Genomic DNA, 16,512 nt, shown 5'->3' on the forward strand with positions numbered 1-16,512 from the left:
CGCCCTTATCCACCTCCCTGGCGCCGCGTGAACCCCGACCGGATCGGCCTCGCCATCGTCCTCCTGTTCCTGGGCCTGATGGCCTGGCTGATCGTCAACCAGCGGCGCCGCCTGCGCCGCGAGGTCGAGCAGGCCCTGCGCCAGACCCGGCTGCAGGACGAGCAGGGCCTGCTGCTGTTCGACGGCCGCCGCGCCGAGGTGCTGCTGCAGGACCATCAGTCGCTGGGCACCGAAGACAGCGAGCCTCAGCTGAGCAGCCTCTACATCTGCCGCATGCCCGGTGGTGGACTGTTCCGCCTGCTGATCGAGACCCAGGCGGACGAGCGCCCACCGCGGGTCGAATGCCGGCGGCTGCCGGCTGACCAGGCCGACAGCCTGCTCGCCTGCTACCGCTACCTGCCCGAACTGGCACGGCGCCAGGGTCGCGGGCCTTGAGCCCCGGCCCGCCCCCATTGCGGCCGGATCGCATTTGGCCGATGCTCGACCCCCGGCCCCGCCGGCCGTGAGGAGTCGACGATGAAGTTGCATTTCCATCCCGCCTCGACCACCAGCCGCATGGTGCAGATGTTCGCCATGGACCAGGGCGTGAACCTGGACTACCAGGTGGTGGACATGTTCACCGGCGAGCACCACAAGCCCGCCTATGCCGCCCTCAACCCCAGCTGCCTGGTGCCGGCGCTGCAGGACGGCGACTTCACCCTCTGCGAGAGCGCCGCCATCCTGCGCTACCTGGCCGAGAAGAGCGGCTCGCCGGCCTATCCCAAGGACCTGCAGGCACGGGCCAAGGTCAACGAGATGATGGACTGGCTCAACTCCAATCTCTACAAGGACCTGGCCTACGGAATGATCTATCCGCAGCTGTTCCCGCACCACAGGCGGCCGGACGACACGGTCCATGCCGGCAGCATCGCCTGGGGCCGCGACAAGGCGCGCCACTGGCTGCAGATCCTGGACGAGCGCCTGATAGGCCCGGACAAGGCCTACCTCTGCGGCGCCCAGATCTCGCTGGCCGACTACATGGGCGCCGAGATGATCCTGCTGGCCGAGACCCTGATCGGCTGCGACCTTTCGGGCTACCGCAATGTCTCGCGCTGGCTGAAGAACATGAAGGCCCTGCCGGCCTGGAAGCCGGTGCACGAAGCCGTCGAGGGCTTCGGCGCCTCGCTCAAGGGCAAGAGCTTCGTCACGCTCTGAGCCGAGCGGCCATCATGATCAAGGGCCTGCACCACAACGCCTACCGCTGCCGCGACTCCGAGCAGACCCGTCGCTTCTATGAAGACTTCCTGGGCCTGCCGCTGGCCGGCGTGCTGGAGATCCACGAGACCAAGAGCGGCCGCGCCACCGACACGCTGCACAGCTTCTACCGACTGGACGACGGCTCCTTCCTGGCCTTCTTCGAGGCGCCGGACATGGCCTTCGAGTTCAAGACCCAGCACGACTTCGACCTGCACATTGCGCTGGAGGTCGAGCGGCCCACGCTGGAAGCCATGTTCGCCAAGGGCAAGGCCGCCGGCATCGAGACCCGCGGCATCTCCGACCATGGCTTCATCCACTCGATCTACTTCCGCGACCCCAATGGCTATGTGATCGAACTGGCCAGCAAGGCCGAGGGGCATGACCAGGCGATGGACCCGGCCCGGAACGGCGCTCGGCAGCTGCTGGACGGCTGGACCGAGAAGCGGGCCCGCTAGCGCCGGCCGCGCGCCGCCATTTCGATGGTGGCGTCGGCCATGTCGGCCCAGCTTGCAATGCCGGGAACGCTGCTCAGAGGCCGGCCATGGCGTCGGCCCAATCGAGCACCAGCGCTTCGATCTGCACGCGATCCAGGCCGGGCTCCAATTCGTCTGCCGAAGCAGGCTCGCCGGTTGGCAGGGCGCGCAGGCCTTGCTCGGTGTCGGTCCAGCTGAAGCGCGCCGAACACGCCGGGCAGCCCAGATGATCGCCGGCGCGCGAGTTGCGCGTGCGGACCAGGGTCGGGCCGCAGACCGGGCAATGCTGCAGCGGAATGCCGTCATCGCTGTGGCCGACGATGGCGTCGAAGGCGCCGGCGCGGCCCATGTGCACGAACTTCTCTCCCAGCAGCCGATCGAACTGGCTGCCCAGCTCGGCCTCGATGATGTCCAGGGCCTTGGCGATGGGCATGCCCGCCCGGTAGGGCCGCGTGCTGGTCATGGCATCGAAGGCATCGCAGATGCCGACCAGTCGGGCATCTTGAGGTATCTCGGCGTCCACCAGGCCCATGGGATAGCCGCGGCCGTTGGGCATCTCGTGGTGGTGATGAATCACGCCGACGACCAGCTCGGCCAGCGGATGGCCGGACAGCATGCGGGCCCCGACCCGTGGATGCGTCTTGATCGTCGCGAACTCCTCGTCGGTGAGCCGGCCCGGCTTGCGCAGGATGGCGTCGGGGATGCCCACCTTGCCCAGGTCGTGCAGAAAGCCTGCCATCGCGATGCGGCTGGCCTCCCGCGGCGCGCTGCCCGATGCCAGGGCCAGCGCATGCGCCATGCGCGCCACGCGCCAGAGGTGGCCGCCGGTGTAGGGGTCGCGCGCCTCGACCATCCAGGCCGAGACCAGCAGGCTGGCCAGCAGGGCCTGGCGCTGGCTCGCCACCTGCTGGCGCAGGCCCAGCAGTTCGTTGACTTGCGCCGTCGCCTCAGGGGTGAAGGATGGCAAGGGCTGGCGGGGACTTTCGGTGTTCATGCTCATGGGGCTGTGTTCGGGAATTGAGGTCGCGGGCGGCCCGGCCGCCCGACCAGGCCTCAGGCGGCCTGCCTGGCCTTGACCAGGGGGAAGTCGACGTCGGTCTGCGCCACGTTGTTGACGTAGTTGGTCAGCACGTTGAGCGCCACGTTCAGCACGATTTCCAGCACGGCGGCTTCGTCGAAATCGGCAGCGCGCAGCGCAGCCAGATCGGCGTCGGCCACATGCCCGCGCGACTCGGCGACGCGGCGCGCGAACTGCAGCGCGGCGGCCGTGCGGGCATCGTCCGAACGGCCGTCGCGGGCGGCATCGATCTCGCCGGCGCTGAGCTTGGCGACATTGCTGGCCAGGTAGCTGTGGGCCGACAGGCAGTAGTCGCAGCCGTTGAACTCGGCCACGGTCAGCGCAATGCGCTCGCGCAGCTGCACGCTCAGCTTGCCCTTGGCCAGGGCGCCGCTCAGCGACAGGTAGCCTTCCAGGGCGGCCGGGCTGTGGCCGACCAGCTTCATCAGATTGGGCACGACACCCAGTTGCCTTTCGACGGCGGCCAGCAGGGGCTTGGCGGCTTGCAGGGACTGGTCGACGGTGGGGATGCTGAGGCGGGACATGGTGGTTCTCCAGGGTGGTTTCGCGGTGGATTCAGGCTCGTGATCCGCTGCCGATGCAGCGAATGACTGAACTGTCGTTGAATCGCCCGATGATTAGAATCACCGCCAAATCCAATACACCGTTACGCACGGAGGAACAGTTGGACCGACTGCATCTCATCAATGTCTTTGTGGCGGTGGTCGATGCCAGCGGCTTTGCCGGTGCGGCGCGCAAGCTCGGCATTTCGCCGCCGGCGGTCACGCGGGCCATCAGCGAACTGGAGGCGCACCTGGGCGCCCGGCTGCTGACGCGCACCACACGCGTCGTGCGCGTGACCGAGGCCGGTGCCCGCTATGTGGAGGATTGCCGGCGCATCCTGGCCGAGCTGGCCGAGGCCGACGAGTCGGTCAGCGGCCTGCATGGCGCTCCGCGCGGCAGGCTGACGATCACGGCACCCATGCTGTTCGGCGCGCTTCACGTGACGCCGGTGGTGACCGAGTTCCTGCAGCGCTACCCGGAAGTGACGGCGTCCTGCTGGTTCCTGGACCGGGTGGTGAATCTGACCGACGAAGGCGTGGACGTGGCGGTGCGCATCGGCGAGCTGCCGGACTCGTCGCTGCAGGCGATCAGGGTCGGCAGCGTGCGCCGCGTCATCTGTGCGGCGCCGGCTTATCTGGCCGAACACGGCGAACCTCAGCAGCCCGAGGACCTGGTCGGCCACAGGCTGATCTCGGCCAACGCCGTCACGCCGGCGCCGGAGTGGCGCTTCAAGGCGGACGGCGAGGTCCGTTCGGTGCGAGTCACGCCACGGCTGCTGACCACGACCAATGATTCGGCCATTGCGGCCGCCGTGGGCGGATTCGGGCTGACGCGACTGATGTCCTACCAGGTCGACGCCCTGATAGGCAGCGGTGCGCTGCGCCGGGTGCTGGAGCCGTTCGAGCTGGCGCCCCTGCCGGTGCACCTGGTGCACCGCGAGGGCCGCCATGCCTCGCACAAGGCGCGGGCCTTCATCGACCTGGCGATCGAGCGGCTGCGCGAACGGCTGGCGCCGCCCGGCTGAGGCGAAGGAGGGTCCCGCCGACTCAGGCGGTCTTGCTGACGATGAGATTGCAGACCTGCTCGTGCAGGTCCTGCAGGTCCTGCGGCGCCTGCGAGAAGTTCATCTTCTGGTCCATGCGGATGCGCGCATCGGCGAGCGCCGCCTTGGTCGGACGGTCCCATTGCGGACCCAGCAGGCCCTTCATGATGACGGTGGCATGGTGTTCGGCCTGCTCGTCGTTGAGCGGCTTGCCCAGCAGCGCGGCGCCGCGCTTGAGCGTCTCGCCGTGAATGGTGACGAAGCAGCCGAGCATGGCGTCGCGGGCTTCGACCGGGGTGATGGCAGCGTCGGAACGAGCCTTGGTGAGCATCTGCTTGATGTGCATGGTGGACTCCTGGGGGTTGAGGCGGGACGAGTGCGCCCGGCCCGGTGGCCTCGCACCGGGACTGGCTTGAAAGGGAGGGGGCGACCGGCTAGGACCGTGGCGATGCCGCAGCCCGCAGCCGGGCCAGCTCGAGGCGCGCCTGCTCGAGTTCGGCGCGCAGGGGCTGCACCGCCTGCTCGACTTCCGCCTCGGTGTAGCGGGGCGTGATGTGCTGCGGGCAATTCCAGTCGTAGGCCTCGACCGTGATGACGAAAGCCCGCTCGACCTGGGCCCGGTACTGCGGATCCCTGAGCCGGGCCAGCAAGCCCGGATCCTCGGTCGCGCTCACCAGGCGGACACGGCCGAGAATCTTGAGCCGGCGCTGGTTCGCATAGTCCATCAACAGGATCGAGACGCGATCGTTGCCTTCGAGATTGCCGACGCTGATGTACTGCAGGTTGCCGCGGAAATCGGCATAGGCCAGCGTCCTGGCGTCCAGGACCTTCAGGAAGCCGGCCGGCCCGCCGCGGAACTGCACATAGGGCCAACCGGTTTCGCCCACGGTGGCCTGGTAGAAGCCGTCGCGCTTCTCGATGAACTCGGCCTCGCGCTCGGTCAGGGCGTCGCGGCGATCCTCGGCCTGGTCCAGGCGGGCATAGGACGAGCGGCTGCCCATGCGGGTCTGCATGGCACGCACGGCGGGCGTGAAGGCAAGGTCGGAGTAGGCGCGGCTCATGGTTCTGTCCGTTGTCGTTGACCAGGCTGCAGGCGCTGCAGCGAGTGACCGAACTATGGTTGAGCACGACCGAAAGCAGAACGGCCGCCGAGCCGAATGCAATGTTTCGCAGAGCGGAACGACCGGCCCTGGCGTGACCGCGCCCCTGAGCGAGAATCGCGCGACATGCGCACTACCGGCTGCCTGCTTCCGCTTTTGCTCAGCGCCCTGCTGATGCCTTCGCTGCACGTGGCGGCCCGGGCATCGCAGCTGGTGATGCTGGTGGACCGGGCGGCGGACCTGCCGTTCGCGGAGTTCCAGGGCGACCAGGTGCGCGCCGGCATCCAGTTGCAGCTGGGCCAGATGCTGGCCGCCAGGCTGGGCATGCCGCTGGAGGTCCGGGCGGTGCCGCGCAAGCGCATAGCCCAGCTGCTGGACGCGGGACATGCCGACCTGGCCTGCGCCCTGCTGCCGGAATGGCTGGAGGCCGCGGTGGACTGGACCCAGCCCTTCCTGCCGCATGCCGGCGTCGTCATCACGCCGCAGGTCCAGCCGCGCCCGGGCGGCCTGGACGCGCTGGCCGGCCAGCCCATAGGCACGATCAAGGGCTACGCCTACCGCGAGCTGGAACAGGCGCTGGGCCGCGGCTTCGTCCGCGAGGACGCGCCCGATTCACGCACCTTGCTGCGCATGCTGGAGCTGGGCCGCATGAAGCACGCCAGCGTCAACCTGCAATACCTCGAATACCAGCGCAAGCTGGGCATCTACAAGCAGGCGCTGCACCCCTACCTCCAGACCGGCGCCTATGAAACCCGCTGCGCCCTGTCCAAGCGCAGCGCACTCAAGGTGACGCGGGTGGACGAGCTGATCAGCGGCCTGCGCAGCGACGGCAGCCTCAAGCGGCTGCTGGACCAGTACCGCGACTGACCCGGCCGGCACAGCGATTTCAATCCTCAGCTTCGCCGAAGCGGGCCAGAAACGCCTCGGCGAAGGCCGGCGAGGCGCTGAGGGTCAGCGTGACCGTGAACCAGCCGCCGGCTTCCTGCTGCTCGAGCAGCTCATGGTCCCAGTCCATGCCCTCCTCGACCGGGCCCTGCGAATTCGGGAACTGCTCTCTGGCCCAGGCCAGCACCTGCTCCACTTCGGCCCGCACGGCCGGCTGCTGGTCGCCGCGCGTCGAGGCCATGGCGTCCAGCGTGACGATGCCGTCGTCGCCGTCGCTCAGCTCAAACGACAGGAACTGGAGCGCTGCGCTGTTCAATGCCCGGCCTTATAGCGGAACTCGCCCATCAGGCGCGCCAGTTCGCCGCTGCGCTGCAGGGCCTGCAGGGCAGCGCTCAGCTGACGGGCCTCGGCCTCCAGGCCGGGCCTCAGCCACAGATGGACGTCGAACGAGTCCATCACATGGGCCACCAGCTGGGGCCCCTTGGCCTGGCGGCCGGGCCAGTCGGTCGCGCTGTAGCCCGGCATCAGGCAGACGTCGACCCGCCCCTGGCTCACCATGCGGACGCAGGTCGCCAGACCCTCGACGATCTCGCGCCCGGGCAGGCCGCGGGTCAGCTCTTCCTGCTGCTTGAAGCCGCGAGGGACGGCGACGCGCATCGAGCTCATGTCGGCCACGCGGGCTGGAACGGCCACGCCGGGCCGCGCCAGCGCCAGGAGCAGGATGCTGGAATGGGCCGGTTCGACGCGCAGGGCTCCATGAACCGTGCGGTCGTAGCTCGCCCCCCGGGCCATGTCGCCGTCGGCGCGCGCCGTACGCAAGTCGACGACGGCTCGCTCGGCCGGCAGCGAACTCAGCGCATAGCGCAGGCCGGAGCGCTCGAAGGCCAGGTCCAGCGTCCGCCGCAGCGCCTGGCTGTAGTGGCTTCCCATGATGTCGACGCCGACAAGCTTGAGCTGGCGAGGCGGGCTGGGCAGGCGCCCGCGCCAGGCGGGATCCTGCGACAGGACGCTCAGCTGCGCCGCCAGGAAGTTGCGCAAGGAGGCATTGCCGCGCGCCGTGAAGGCATGGCGACCAAAGGTGTCGCGCGGCTGGGGTGCCACATAAAGCCAGCTGTCCAGCTCGGGCAGCTGCCGGCGGAAATGCGGCAGCGAGATGGCCTGGACGAACACGGCATCGACACGGCCATCGCGCAGCTCGACAAGCCCGTCCACGGCCTGGGTCACGTCGATGCGGCGCAGGCGGCCGGCGGCGATCAGCCATTCCACGTCGGCCACACGGTGGCCGCGCTCCACGGCCACGACAAAGTTCTCCAGCGAGCGTCCCTCGTCGAGGTAGTCGATTGGCTGGCGGCGCAGCGAGACCACGATGTCCGAGTCCTGCATGAAGGCCTCGGTCCAGAGGAAACGCTGGCGATCGAGGTCGTCGAACCAGCGCGGGTTGGCCCAGACCACCGCACCGTTCCAGCCGGGCTTGGCGATCAGCGCATCCAGCGGCCCGCGCGCCAGGCTGGTTGCCACGAACTGGTAGCGGCCGGCCGAACGCCGGCTCAGCCAGGCCGCGAGCTCCGCCGTCAGGTTGCCGGGCGAGCTCGCATCCAGCGGCGCGTCCAGGTAGGCGGTGTACAGAGGCACGCGCTCGGGGGCTGCGGCGACCGGCAAGCCGGCCAGGGCCAGCAGCAGGCAGCCCAGCAGGCTTGCCACTCGCTTGCGGGCTCGGGTCCGTACCTCGACCACCCTATTCATGCCTTCAGGGTCCAGCTGCCGTCCGGCTGCGGATGCCAGAGCCGGCCCTGGCCGTCGCACCAGGGGCCGTACGGCTCCTCGGTCGCGTCGGAGCCGAAGCGCAGCACATGGCCGTCGGGGTCCTGCAGCTGCAACTCGCGGGCACCCCAGGGGTAGTTGGTCGGCGGATGCCGCACGGCCACGCCGCGGGCCAGCAACTCGGCATGCAGGGCATCGGCGTCGTTGATGCTCACATAGACCCAGGTGCCGCTGCGGCCCTGGTCGCACACGCCCAGCATCAGATGGACCTTGCCGCGCGAGACCGATGCAAAGCCCTCGCCGTCGCGCCAGTCGATCGTGAAGCCCAGGCTCTGCTGGTAGTAGGCCAGGCTGGCCTCCAGGTCCTCGACGCGGAGGATGGGCGTGACGCCGCTGAAGACGACCGCGGCTTGCTGTTGTGCATCCATGGCGGACCTCCGGTGAGTGAATGGCTTCAGCGACAGCAGCTGGCAATGTACGCCAGCCGTGCTGCGATCAAACGCTGCCGTTCCATGCCGGACCAGTCAGCAGTCGGCACTCAGCCCTGAGCGACCTGGCAGACCATCTCGATGTTGTGGCCGTCCGGCGCGATGACGAAGGCCGCGTAGTAATTGGCGTTGTAATGCGGGCGCAGGCCCGGCGGGCCGTTGTCCTTCGCGCCCGCCGCCAGGGCCGCCGCGTAGAAGTCATCGACCTGCTGCCGGGTCGCGGCCTCGAAGGCGATGTGCAGATGGGCCGGCCTCTCCTGGGTCAGGAACAGCACCAGCGAGGCATTGCTGCCCGGCCTGACCAGCTCGATGCCATAGCTGGGCTCGCCCTCGCCCGCCACATAGACCCCCAGCGGCGCGAGCGCCTGCAGGAAGAAGCGCTTGCTGGCTTCGAAATCGCTGACACCGAACTTGACGTGGTCGAACATGGATGAAATGCCTTCTCAGTGCCACAGGCCCAGGATGAGGCCGAACAGGCAGAACTGCGCCAGGTGGTAGCCGCCATCGATCAGCCAGAGCTTGAACGAGCGCTGGGCGAACTGGTAGTTGATGCCGAAGCTGGCCGCGACGAAGCCACCGCCGGCCAGGACGCCGGCCTTGAGCGCGGCCTCCAGGGACGGGGCCGCGCCCAGCCAGCAGGCGAACGTGAAGGCGGCGATCAGCGAGAACAGGAAGCTGATGGCGAAGACCTTGCCCGGATGGCCGGCCTGCTTGTCGATGCCCCCGTTCTCGGTATTCCAGGTGCGGCCGAACAGGGCTTCGGAATACCAGAGTCCGCCCAGCAGGAAGCTGGAGACGGCGGCGATCACCGTGGCCGAGAGGTTGATGTTCATGCTCAGTTCTATTCCTTGTTGATCAGTGGGAGCGATGTGCGAACTCGAGCGCCGCCATCCCGGTCAGCCCCAGCAACGGCAGGTTGGAAAGCGCGAACAGCAGGAAGCGCAGCTCGATCTTGTTCATCAGCGCCTGCACCAGGCTGTGCAGCACCCGCAGCCCCACATAGGCCCAGGCCAGGGCCAGGCAGGTGGGCGTGGCCACGCCGAGCAGCGCCAGCGTCAGCGCGATGGCGTAGAAGATCGTCGGCTGCTCCATCAGGTGGTTGTAGTTGTCGGCCTTCCAGCGCACCCGCGCCGGCAGCGTGGCCATCTGCTCGCCCCGTGGCGCATGGGGGTCCGGCTTCATCTTGGCCGCGAACATGGCCGGCAGCCGCGTCGCGTACATCCAGGCCCACATCACCATGGACCAGGCCACCAGGGCGATGACCGGGCCCAGCATCGGGTATTGCACGGAAGCATTCATCTCGGGTCCTTCTCTTCAGCGCGCAGCAGGGCTGCCAGTGTTGAACGACAGGCCTGGTCTCAGCGGATGGCTCACCCGACTCTCGGCTGCCGCATTGGCGTCAAGCGCCTGACCAGCAGCACCGCCGACACCAGCAGCAGCACGAGGCCGGTGACGGCCTCGGACCAGATGCTGATATTGGCCATCAGCGAGTACTCCGAGCACAGCGCCAGGGTGTAATGGGCCAGGCCGTCCAGCCCGAAAGCGCCGTACACGCCCAGCAGGGCCAGGGCCGCAGCAGGTCGCTTGAATCGGGTGGCCAGCAGCCAGGCCGCAGCACCCAGACCGGTGATCGCCAGCCAGATCAGATAGACATGCTCGCGCGTCAACCAGCCGGGCATGCCGGGATAGAAGGCGATGTACTCGGCGTTGTGGCTGAAGTGCACGAAGCTGGCGATGCAATAGGCCAGTGCGAGGGCCACGAGGAAGCGAGGAAAGGTGACGATGGGCATTGAGAGTTCTTGTGGCTGTCTAGGCATGGATCAACTCTATCGCTCCAGTGCCGCTTGCCTTAGTCACGCAAGGAATGGCTAAAGGTCGGCGACGAGCTCGGCGCGCTTCTCCTCGAACTCCTGCTCGGTCAACACCACCTTGCACTGGCCCAAGACGGCTTGTCGTCAAGTCACCGATCCAGTCCGGATTCATGCCTTTCTCTAGAAGTTGCATTGCGTTTTGAACTCGGCCGCCTACGACGGCCTCGGCCGACTCCCTATGCCTGTGCAAGCTCCCGAAGCTTGGCGCGCACCTCTTCGGACGCATAGCTCGCGTAGCCTTTGGCAAGAGCGAACTGAAGCACGGCCCTTTGCCCCTCCGGAGTTCGGAGCTCACTTGCCCGAGTTCGAAGCAAGCGCGACCACTCGTAGGAGTAGCGGAATCCGTTGGCGGCATCTTCGGAGGCCTGAAAGAGTTGCAATGCCTTGCTGAAATCCTTCGAAGCAAGGGCGTCGAACGCCTGTGCCTCAAACTGTGCGGCCTTCCCTGTGTCCTGGGTGGATACGTGGCGCTGAGGCGCACCGGCCACCGCGAGGCTCCGTTTCGTGGTCTCGACGATTCCACCCAGAGTGGTGGCCCGCTGCTGGAGTGCCGTGACGCTTCGAAGAACGGCCTCGCGTGAAGCCGTCGTACCCGCGACTTGGGTCTTGATGCTCTCAAGCGCGGCTTGCTGCTGTTCGAGCTCCTTGGCGACTTGCACGAGTTGCGCCCTTTGCTCGCGGACGCCAGCTTCCAATTCGGCCTTCTGCTGCGTCAGCTGCTTCGTGTCGAGCTGAAGAGAAGCAGTCTTGATCTCGGCCAGTTGCTGAATCCGCTCAGAGCTGTTCAGCTGGACGAGATTCGTGCCGAGCGACAGCGCCAGTGGTCCCAGGCCAAGCCAAAAGCTCGGTCGCCGGATGAAGGGTCGTGAGAGGTTTCCAGTTTCGGCAACTAGCTTCTTGACTTCCCACTGCAGCTTGTCATCGTTGGTGTACGGCATTTGCACTCCCGATCGAGTTCGTCTACAGCCCGCTCGTGAGCGCCACCGGGGCGGCCGGACAACGAATGGACCTCAGCACCCAAGTCCAGCCTGTCCACCCCACTTGGTGCAGGCACGCATCATTGAATGCCAGCCCTTCTCCCCGGGAGACAGGACTTTCCCGAGCCAGCCTCCTCAATCTGCACGATAGGCGGCCGACGCGCTACTTCCGCGAATAGCGGCCGTCAAAGGCCACGCTCCACGGGCCGTTGCCTTCGCTGGACTCCCACAACTGCCGCACGCTGCCATCGCTGTTCGGCGTCCAGGTGATGCGGTGCCGTGTGAGCTTGGCATCGGCGCCGGTGGTCTGGCCTTCGAGCACCATGCTGCCATTGCGCAGGCCACCCTCGAGCAGCAGCAAGGTGCCGGTGGTGTCGACCCAGGTCTGGTGCCAGACCTTGCGCCCCGCGTCATAGGTGTTCAGGCTCTCGCCGCTGTAGCCGCGGCCGGTGTCGTAGCGCTCGTGCAGCACGCAGCCGTTGTATTCGCTGACGATGCGATTGGTGCCCGCCAGCTTGCCGTCCGGCGTGTGGACGTTCCATTCGCCGAGCCAGAAGTCGAACGCCCGATGGGCCGATGAATCACAAGGAGGAGCTGCCATTGCGCCGGATGCGGTGAGAGCGGAAATTGCCAGGATAGCGAATGCCTTTGCGGGACTCATGCGGGCTCCTGTTGGGCCTGATCACGGTTGAAACAGGACGGATCTCGTCACTGCAAGGCTTGCCTGACCAACTGGGCGCGCTCAGCGCCGACCCGCACAAGGATCGTGTCAATGGCCGGCTGCTCGCTGGCCCCGCAAAGACCGGGCTCCAGCTCGGTCGTCGGCAGGTACGGCTTTCCATTCCTGTGGATCTCCACTTTCCCGGCGATGGCCCCACCGCATCTTCCTGCGAGATTCGCGTTTCCAGGCGTCGGCGTGAAGGTGGCCTGAAACGTGGAGCCCGACAGCTTGCATGACATCGACCGCTTCTTGAGCGAAGTGATCATGCAAGGCCCGGTGGCTGGGCAGGGCTCATGCAGGACCAGGGCGCTGAAATCCACCACCCGCACGCCAGGCGCTGACGGCAGCGCTTCGACGGAAGGCAGGTAGCGAATGCTCATCTCACCCGCCTTCGAGTCGCAATGGACACTTGCCTTCTGAGCGTGGCACTGGGAAGCCGTGGCGAGGCCGATGGCAATGAGGATGGAGACGTACCGCATGAACATGGCGAGGCGACTAGCGTTGATGAAGAGCATCCGTTGGCGCGTCGACGCGGGTCGGATCAAGCGCCTGGCCAGGCAACAGCGCGTGCCACGGCTCGCTCACTCCGGTTTCGACGATGGCTTGTGGTCAAAGCTCAGCACCCTGGCAAGACGCCAGGCACCGTTCTCCTGCTTCCAGAGATGGACAAACTTGGCCACCTCGGATCCCGGCTCACCCTTCCTGGCGAAGACATGGCGACCCATCTGTATGGCGCCGTAGCCCTGCATGGGATAGACCTCGAGGCTCTCAGCGATCAAGGTTCGCGTCACGCCGTTGTCCCGAGGGCAGGACTTCATCGTTCTGGCGGCTTCGCCAGCGGCCAGGCCTGTACGGTCGTGATAGAACTCCGCATCCTCGGTGAAGAGCGCCCGGAACTTGTTCGCGTCGCAGTTGACAAAGGCTGCGTCGAAGAGCTCCTTGTCCATTCGCGCGAGTGCATCAAAGAGCGGGCCGGAGCGATTCGCGTCTTGAGCGGCGCAGACGGAGGCGCACGCTGCCAGGAGCAGGGCCATCAGCTGATCACGCCACCGAGCCGGGCCGGCCTTCGGGTTCTTGAGCATGGCGAGAAGAGCACACATGGCTTGGTCCTTTGCGACATCGACCGTTGCGGCTGCTTTGGTGGCTCGCTGGCAAACAGCCCGGGGAAAATTTTCTGGCAGCCATGATAGGCAGTTTCCCGAGCCAGCCTTGTCAATCGGCACGGGAGGCGCCGAATCGCTGCATCGATATGCCGGGTCTCGCCCAAGGTTCGATCATCAGGCCACCTGCCAGGCCACAGCCCAACTGAGGTGGGGACCTGACGACGATGCGGAGACGCAAGGTCGGAGAAGAGTCGCGTTCCGCTCCAGAGCCGCGTGGATCCCCTAGGTCGGCGAGCATGCCCTTGATGGTGGAGCCGGGTGGGCGTCAGTTGCCAACGCTATTCAGCTACAGCAACCGGCAGGGATGCCTCGTGGTACTGCAAGCTGCGACGGCGTACCAAGAACAAGATGGCGCCCAAGGGGAATGCGAGCGTGAAGATCCACGGAGCCACGGGGCCGCTTTTCGCAAAGCCCGCGCCAAGCAGCACGAAGCTGACCGGCTGCACATTCCAGGAAGCCGTCGTCCAGTTGAAGTGGACCTGCACCAGGCCAATGGCGATGAACAGAATCCACAGCCACTTGCGCTGCTTCATCTTGGTCCGCACGCACAACACCAGCGCGTAGACAACCAACATCGGAATAACGACGGCCAAGGCAAAGACGATGTAGTGCAGGGCTCCCTTGCCCTCAAAAGTGAACCGGTTCTCGGCGGCAAGTGATCGTGCCCTTGGAGTAAAGGTAATCCCCTGCAGGACGATCTTCCCGTCGCTGCGTTCGAGCGTGACAGCGGCAATTACCCACGCATCGGGGTACTCATACTCAAGCGTCAGCTCATAGGTGGTGCCAGCGGCGCGGGTCATCGTGTTTGAGCCGATGACAAGGACAGACTTTGGCGCGCCCTGCGGCAGCATGCCGGCCATCTGTTCAAGCTTGGCGCGCAAGTCCGGTGTGCGGAGGTCCGGATTCAGCGCCTCTTCAACCGCAGAGAAATCGCGGCTGCCAATCTTTGCCACCAGCTCCTTGGCCAGCGCGGCCTCTTGCTTGGGGATCAGACTCTCGAAGATGGACTCTTGGCTGCAAGCGCACATCACTAGGCTTGCGAGGATTGCGAAGGCGGTGATGATTCTTGGCATAGCCAGCGGCTGGTGAAGGCAAATGATCGGAGGCCACGCCGCGGTCGTTGAAGCACGACCGACGATTGCAGCTTGCTGATTGGACCGCCGGCAATAGATGCCATCAGTGCGTAGTTACCCGGCCATTGACGCGTCGTCCTGTGCGTTGTGCAAGCCACCGGGTCATGAGCGAACGACATAGGCAACTCTGAACCGCTCACAGGCAACAAGCATGTTCTCGCTGAACTGGCGTCCTGATCGGGCGCATTCGCGAGTGAAGTACTGTCTATGTGCCTCTCGCCAGAACGACAACGAGCCATCCCCTTCGCCTTCAGTGGCCGCGAACTCGGAACTGACTTCGCTGAAAGGAACAACCTCGACTGATTCGGTTTCAATGATGCACAGCGGCCTGCCCGCCCAGTTCGTGACGATGCTGAGATCGCCCGGGATAGGAATTCGCTTCCCTTCATCTTCGTAGGACCACACCGAGCCCGATGTTGCGCGCTTAGTACCTAGAAGCACGAGTTCGGCAAGCTCATTCGCCAGAGCTTCACTATCGCCAAAGACGCACACCTCGTAGAAGCGAGTGGGATCCACGCCGGCGATCGAATCGGCGAAAGCACTCCAGAAGTCAGCCAGGGGTGCCGGGATAGGTGTTGTCATGCTCTTGCAGCCTAACGTTGAAGCTGAGCCGCGAGCGGCGGCTTGCCGACGCGAGTCGGCTCGAGCGACTGGTTAGGTATCACCCGAGCCATTTAGGACAGCGCCTTTGCAGCGCCAACAAATGTTCCCGCTGCAGCACCGATTGCGAGCCCTAGCGATATCGAATGCATCTGAACCAGCCGCGAAGGAAGAAGCCGAGCGCCACCGAACAGCAATGTCGCCGACAAAGCCAAGCCAAAGAGCATGTACTCGGTCCAGAGCCAATAAAGCCCAACAAAGGATGCAGCAATGGCGATCAACAGTAGCGCGATGTTCGAGATACCTGCGGCAAAGATCTGCATTAATGCGGCCTAACGTTTAGTCGGCTGCAGTATCCAACTAGCAACTAGCCACCTAACGTGATGCAGCCAGCGAATGATTGGACGGCGTGGCCGGACTCGTCATAGAGCGGACTTACCCGGGCACCGACGCGCCGCCGGGTGCAATAGGCCTCCCAATTGCTTGCGGCTGCCACAGGTTCGCCGCCGCCTGCCGAATCGATCCAGGCCGGCATGCCCACCTCTTTCCGCTGGCGCCGCGCCAGCGTCCCCTCACCCCGCCCCCAAAAACCTCTCCACCACCCCCAACTGCGCCGGTGTATTGAGCGCCGGTGCATGCCCGCAATCCGGAATGGTGACGACCACGGCGCGGGGGCCGCGGGTGCGCATGGCTTCGGTGGTCTCGACGGTCAGCAGGTCGCTGGTCTCGCCGCGCAGGCACAGCACGGGCAGCTCCAGGCTGTCCCATTCGGGCCAGCGGCTGTAGTCGTCGGGGCGGGTGATGAACTGGCGCACCATGGCCGGGTCGTAGTGCGGGGTCACGCGGCCGTCCGGCAGACGGCGCGTCGAGGTCTCGGTCAGGCGGCGCCACTGCGCGTCGCTGAGCCAGCCGTAGGGTGCGTAGATGGTGCGGAAGTACTGCTCCAGCTCGGCCATGGTGTCGAAGGCCTGCGGGTTGCCGGCATAGCTGCGGATGCGCTGCACCGACGCCTCGGTGATCTCAGGGCCGCTGTCGTTGAGCAGCAGCCGGCGTATGCGCCCACGCAAGCTGGTGGCCGCGGCCACCAGGCCGATGGCACCGCCCATCGAGGTGCCCACCCACAGGCAGTGCTGCAGGTCCAGCTGCTTGACCAGCGAGGTGGCCAGGCGCACGTAGAAGTCCAGGCAGTATTCGTCGTCGGGCGCCGGGCTCCATTGCGAGAGTCCGCGGCCTATCGTGTCGGGGCAGATCACGCGGTAGCCGCGGCTGGCCAGGTGCCCGGCCAGGTCGTCCATGTCGCGGCCGGTGCGTGCCAGGCCGTGCCAGGCGATGACCACCTCGCCCGCCTCGTTCTCTTCAGCGCCCCACTCCATGTAGTGCAGCTCGCGGCCTTCGCAGACCAGGTAGCGCGACTGGGGCACGACGACGGGCCGCGTCATGG

24 protein-coding genes are annotated in these 16,512 nt (G+C 66.2%); 5 read left to right on the forward strand and 19 right to left on the reverse strand.

What is annotated here, in order from left to right; all coding sequences use genetic code 11:
- The first annotated feature begins 27 nt into the window (after positions 1-27).
- The 3 genes from QT382_RS10745 to QT382_RS10755 all read left to right on the forward strand — a co-directional run bounded on the left by QT382_RS10745 (position 28) and on the right by QT382_RS10755 (position 1,691).
- Positions 28-435, forward strand: coding sequence for a hypothetical protein (locus QT382_RS10745; RefSeq protein WP_289254029.1), 408 nt, complete (start codon positions 28-30; stop codon positions 433-435).
- An 81-nt stretch (positions 436-516) separates the two neighbouring features.
- Entirely contained in the window at positions 517-1,194 is a 678-nt protein-coding gene (locus tag QT382_RS10750) for a glutathione S-transferase family protein (RefSeq protein WP_289254030.1), read from the forward strand.
- A gap of 14 nt (positions 1,195-1,208) precedes the next feature.
- Positions 1,209-1,691 carry a VOC family protein gene (locus QT382_RS10755; protein WP_289254031.1) on the forward strand — a complete coding sequence of 161 codons (483 nt, stop codon included), beginning with the start codon at positions 1,209-1,211 and terminating at the stop codon, positions 1,689-1,691.
- Positions 1,692-1,764: 73 nt separating this feature from the next.
- Here QT382_RS10755 and QT382_RS10760 read toward each other — a convergent pair whose 3' ends face one another.
- Both QT382_RS10760 and QT382_RS10765 read right to left on the reverse strand, forming a co-directional pair.
- Positions 1,765-2,703, reverse strand: a complete 939-nt coding sequence (locus tag QT382_RS10760) for an HD-GYP domain-containing protein (RefSeq protein ID WP_289254032.1) — start codon at positions 2,701-2,703, stop codon at positions 1,765-1,767.
- A 59-nt stretch (positions 2,704-2,762) separates the two neighbouring features.
- Positions 2,763-3,311 (reverse strand): carboxymuconolactone decarboxylase family protein, encoded by a 549-nt coding sequence (locus tag QT382_RS10765; protein WP_289254033.1) that lies wholly within the window; start codon positions 3,309-3,311, stop codon positions 2,763-2,765.
- A gap of 140 nt (positions 3,312-3,451) precedes the next feature.
- On the opposite strand from QT382_RS10765, the gene QT382_RS10770 reads away from it, so the two are divergent.
- Complete coding sequence (locus QT382_RS10770; RefSeq protein WP_289254034.1) at positions 3,452-4,354, forward strand: LysR family transcriptional regulator; 903 nt, start codon at positions 3,452-3,454, stop codon at positions 4,352-4,354.
- 22 nt (positions 4,355-4,376) lie between these two features.
- Here QT382_RS10770 and QT382_RS10775 read toward each other — a convergent pair whose 3' ends face one another.
- Positions 4,377-4,718 carry a hypothetical protein gene (locus tag QT382_RS10775; protein ID WP_289254035.1) on the reverse strand — a complete coding sequence of 114 codons (342 nt, stop codon included), beginning with the start codon at positions 4,716-4,718 and terminating at the stop codon, positions 4,377-4,379.
- Between the two features lie 88 nt (positions 4,719-4,806).
- Positions 4,807-5,433 (reverse strand): pyridoxamine 5'-phosphate oxidase family protein, encoded by a 627-nt coding sequence (locus QT382_RS10780; RefSeq protein ID WP_289254036.1) that lies wholly within the window; start codon positions 5,431-5,433, stop codon positions 4,807-4,809.
- Between the two features lie 165 nt (positions 5,434-5,598).
- Here QT382_RS10780 and QT382_RS10785 point away from each other — a divergent pair, with 165 nt between their 5' ends.
- Positions 5,599-6,339: a substrate-binding periplasmic protein gene (locus tag QT382_RS10785; RefSeq protein ID WP_289254037.1), complete on the forward strand. Its 741-nt coding sequence runs from the start codon at positions 5,599-5,601 to the stop codon at positions 6,337-6,339.
- A gap of 19 nt (positions 6,340-6,358) precedes the next feature.
- On the opposite strand, the gene QT382_RS10790 is transcribed toward QT382_RS10785, so the two are convergent.
- The 15 genes from QT382_RS10790 to QT382_RS10860 all read right to left on the reverse strand — a co-directional run bounded on the left by QT382_RS10790 (position 6,359) and on the right by QT382_RS10860 (position 16,510).
- A complete protein-coding gene (locus QT382_RS10790) occupies positions 6,359-6,673 on the reverse strand; it encodes a hypothetical protein (protein WP_289254038.1) in 315 nt (104 codons plus the stop codon).
- Positions 6,670-8,058, reverse strand: coding sequence for a transporter substrate-binding domain-containing protein (locus QT382_RS10795; RefSeq protein WP_289254039.1), 1,389 nt, complete (start codon positions 8,056-8,058; stop codon positions 6,670-6,672). Before QT382_RS10795 ends, QT382_RS10790 begins: the two co-directional genes overlap by 4 nt.
- Positions 8,059-8,096: 38 nt before the next feature.
- Positions 8,097-8,546 carry a bleomycin resistance protein gene (locus QT382_RS10800; protein WP_289254040.1) on the reverse strand — a complete coding sequence of 150 codons (450 nt, stop codon included), beginning with the start codon at positions 8,544-8,546 and terminating at the stop codon, positions 8,097-8,099.
- A gap of 110 nt (positions 8,547-8,656) precedes the next feature.
- The gene (locus tag QT382_RS10805) at positions 8,657-9,034 is read right to left on the reverse strand and encodes a VOC family protein (RefSeq protein ID WP_289254041.1); all 378 of its coding nucleotides are present in this window, start codon (positions 9,032-9,034) and stop codon (positions 8,657-8,659) included.
- Between the two features lie 15 nt (positions 9,035-9,049).
- Positions 9,050-9,439 carry a DUF1761 domain-containing protein gene (locus QT382_RS10810; RefSeq protein WP_289254042.1) on the reverse strand — a complete coding sequence of 130 codons (390 nt, stop codon included), beginning with the start codon at positions 9,437-9,439 and terminating at the stop codon, positions 9,050-9,052.
- A gap of 22 nt (positions 9,440-9,461) precedes the next feature.
- Positions 9,462-9,905 (reverse strand): MAPEG family protein, encoded by a 444-nt coding sequence (locus tag QT382_RS10815; protein ID WP_289254043.1) that lies wholly within the window; start codon positions 9,903-9,905, stop codon positions 9,462-9,464.
- Between the two features lie 71 nt (positions 9,906-9,976).
- Positions 9,977-10,396: a hypothetical protein gene (locus tag QT382_RS10820; RefSeq protein WP_289254044.1), complete on the reverse strand. Its 420-nt coding sequence runs from the start codon at positions 10,394-10,396 to the stop codon at positions 9,977-9,979.
- 257 nt (positions 10,397-10,653) lie between these two features.
- On the reverse strand, positions 10,654-11,415 hold the full coding sequence (locus tag QT382_RS10825; protein WP_289254045.1) for a hypothetical protein: 762 nt from the start codon (positions 11,413-11,415) through the stop codon (positions 10,654-10,656).
- A 202-nt stretch (positions 11,416-11,617) separates the two neighbouring features.
- Complete coding sequence (locus QT382_RS10830) at positions 11,618-12,055, reverse strand: hypothetical protein (protein WP_289254046.1); 438 nt, start codon at positions 12,053-12,055, stop codon at positions 11,618-11,620.
- A 107-nt stretch (positions 12,056-12,162) separates the two neighbouring features.
- The gene (locus tag QT382_RS10835; RefSeq protein ID WP_289254047.1) at positions 12,163-12,660 is read right to left on the reverse strand and encodes a hypothetical protein; all 498 of its coding nucleotides are present in this window, start codon (positions 12,658-12,660) and stop codon (positions 12,163-12,165) included.
- Between the two features lie 96 nt (positions 12,661-12,756).
- Entirely contained in the window at positions 12,757-13,257 is a 501-nt protein-coding gene (locus QT382_RS10840; protein ID WP_289254048.1) for a nuclear transport factor 2 family protein, read from the reverse strand.
- A 359-nt stretch (positions 13,258-13,616) separates the two neighbouring features.
- Positions 13,617-14,411, reverse strand: coding sequence for a hypothetical protein (locus QT382_RS10845; protein ID WP_289254049.1), 795 nt, complete (start codon positions 14,409-14,411; stop codon positions 13,617-13,619).
- 162 nt (positions 14,412-14,573) lie between these two features.
- Positions 14,574-15,053, reverse strand: coding sequence for an ASCH domain-containing protein (locus QT382_RS10850; RefSeq protein WP_289254050.1), 480 nt, complete (start codon positions 15,051-15,053; stop codon positions 14,574-14,576).
- 92 nt (positions 15,054-15,145) lie between these two features.
- Positions 15,146-15,394: a hypothetical protein gene (locus QT382_RS10855; RefSeq protein WP_289254051.1), complete on the reverse strand. Its 249-nt coding sequence runs from the start codon at positions 15,392-15,394 to the stop codon at positions 15,146-15,148.
- A 249-nt stretch (positions 15,395-15,643) separates the two neighbouring features.
- Positions 15,644-16,510 (reverse strand): alpha/beta fold hydrolase, encoded by an 867-nt coding sequence (locus QT382_RS10860; RefSeq protein ID WP_289254052.1) that lies wholly within the window; start codon positions 16,508-16,510, stop codon positions 15,644-15,646.
- Positions 16,511-16,512 lie beyond the last annotated feature (2 nt).

The organism is Pelomonas sp. SE-A7, assembly GCF_030345705.1.
In the GTDB taxonomy this organism is placed as follows: Bacteria; Pseudomonadota; Gammaproteobacteria; order Burkholderiales; family Burkholderiaceae_C; genus JAUASW01.

Coding starts and splice junctions, on each gene's coding strand:
- QT382_RS10860 (WP_289254052.1), bottom strand. CDS start 16,510: ATGACGCGGCCCGTCGTCGTGCCCCAGTCGCGCTACCTGGTCTGCGAA.
- QT382_RS10755 (WP_289254031.1), top strand. CDS start 1,209: ATGATCAAGGGCCTGCACCACAACGCCTACCGCTGCCGCGACTCCGAG.
- QT382_RS10765 (WP_289254033.1), bottom strand. CDS start 3,311: ATGTCCCGCCTCAGCATCCCCACCGTCGACCAGTCCCTGCAAGCCGCC.
- QT382_RS10815 (WP_289254043.1), bottom strand. CDS start 9,905: ATGAATGCTTCCGTGCAATACCCGATGCTGGGCCCGGTCATCGCCCTG.
- QT382_RS10840 (WP_289254048.1), bottom strand. CDS start 13,257: ATGCTCAAGAACCCGAAGGCCGGCCCGGCTCGGTGGCGTGATCAGCTG.
- QT382_RS10785 (WP_289254037.1), top strand. CDS start 5,599: ATGCGCACTACCGGCTGCCTGCTTCCGCTTTTGCTCAGCGCCCTGCTG.
- QT382_RS10780 (WP_289254036.1), bottom strand. CDS start 5,433: ATGAGCCGCGCCTACTCCGACCTTGCCTTCACGCCCGCCGTGCGTGCC.
- QT382_RS10760 (WP_289254032.1), bottom strand. CDS start 2,703: ATGAACACCGAAAGTCCCCGCCAGCCCTTGCCATCCTTCACCCCTGAG.
- QT382_RS10775 (WP_289254035.1), bottom strand. CDS start 4,718: ATGCACATCAAGCAGATGCTCACCAAGGCTCGTTCCGACGCTGCCATC.
- QT382_RS10800 (WP_289254040.1), bottom strand. CDS start 8,546: ATGGATGCACAACAGCAAGCCGCGGTCGTCTTCAGCGGCGTCACGCCC.
- QT382_RS10855 (WP_289254051.1), bottom strand. CDS start 15,394: ATGCAGATCTTTGCCGCAGGTATCTCGAACATCGCGCTACTGTTGATC.
- QT382_RS10850 (WP_289254050.1), bottom strand. CDS start 15,053: ATGACAACACCTATCCCGGCACCCCTGGCTGACTTCTGGAGTGCTTTC.
- QT382_RS10830 (WP_289254046.1), bottom strand. CDS start 12,055: ATGGCAGCTCCTCCTTGTGATTCATCGGCCCATCGGGCGTTCGACTTC.
- QT382_RS10845 (WP_289254049.1), bottom strand. CDS start 14,411: ATGCCAAGAATCATCACCGCCTTCGCAATCCTCGCAAGCCTAGTGATG.
- QT382_RS10750 (WP_289254030.1), top strand. CDS start 517: ATGAAGTTGCATTTCCATCCCGCCTCGACCACCAGCCGCATGGTGCAG.
- QT382_RS10810 (WP_289254042.1), bottom strand. CDS start 9,439: ATGAACATCAACCTCTCGGCCACGGTGATCGCCGCCGTCTCCAGCTTC.
- QT382_RS10820 (WP_289254044.1), bottom strand. CDS start 10,396: ATGCCCATCGTCACCTTTCCTCGCTTCCTCGTGGCCCTCGCACTGGCC.
- QT382_RS10825 (WP_289254045.1), bottom strand. CDS start 11,415: ATGCCGTACACCAACGATGACAAGCTGCAGTGGGAAGTCAAGAAGCTA.
- QT382_RS10835 (WP_289254047.1), bottom strand. CDS start 12,660: ATGTTCATGCGGTACGTCTCCATCCTCATTGCCATCGGCCTCGCCACG.
- QT382_RS10805 (WP_289254041.1), bottom strand. CDS start 9,034: ATGTTCGACCACGTCAAGTTCGGTGTCAGCGATTTCGAAGCCAGCAAG.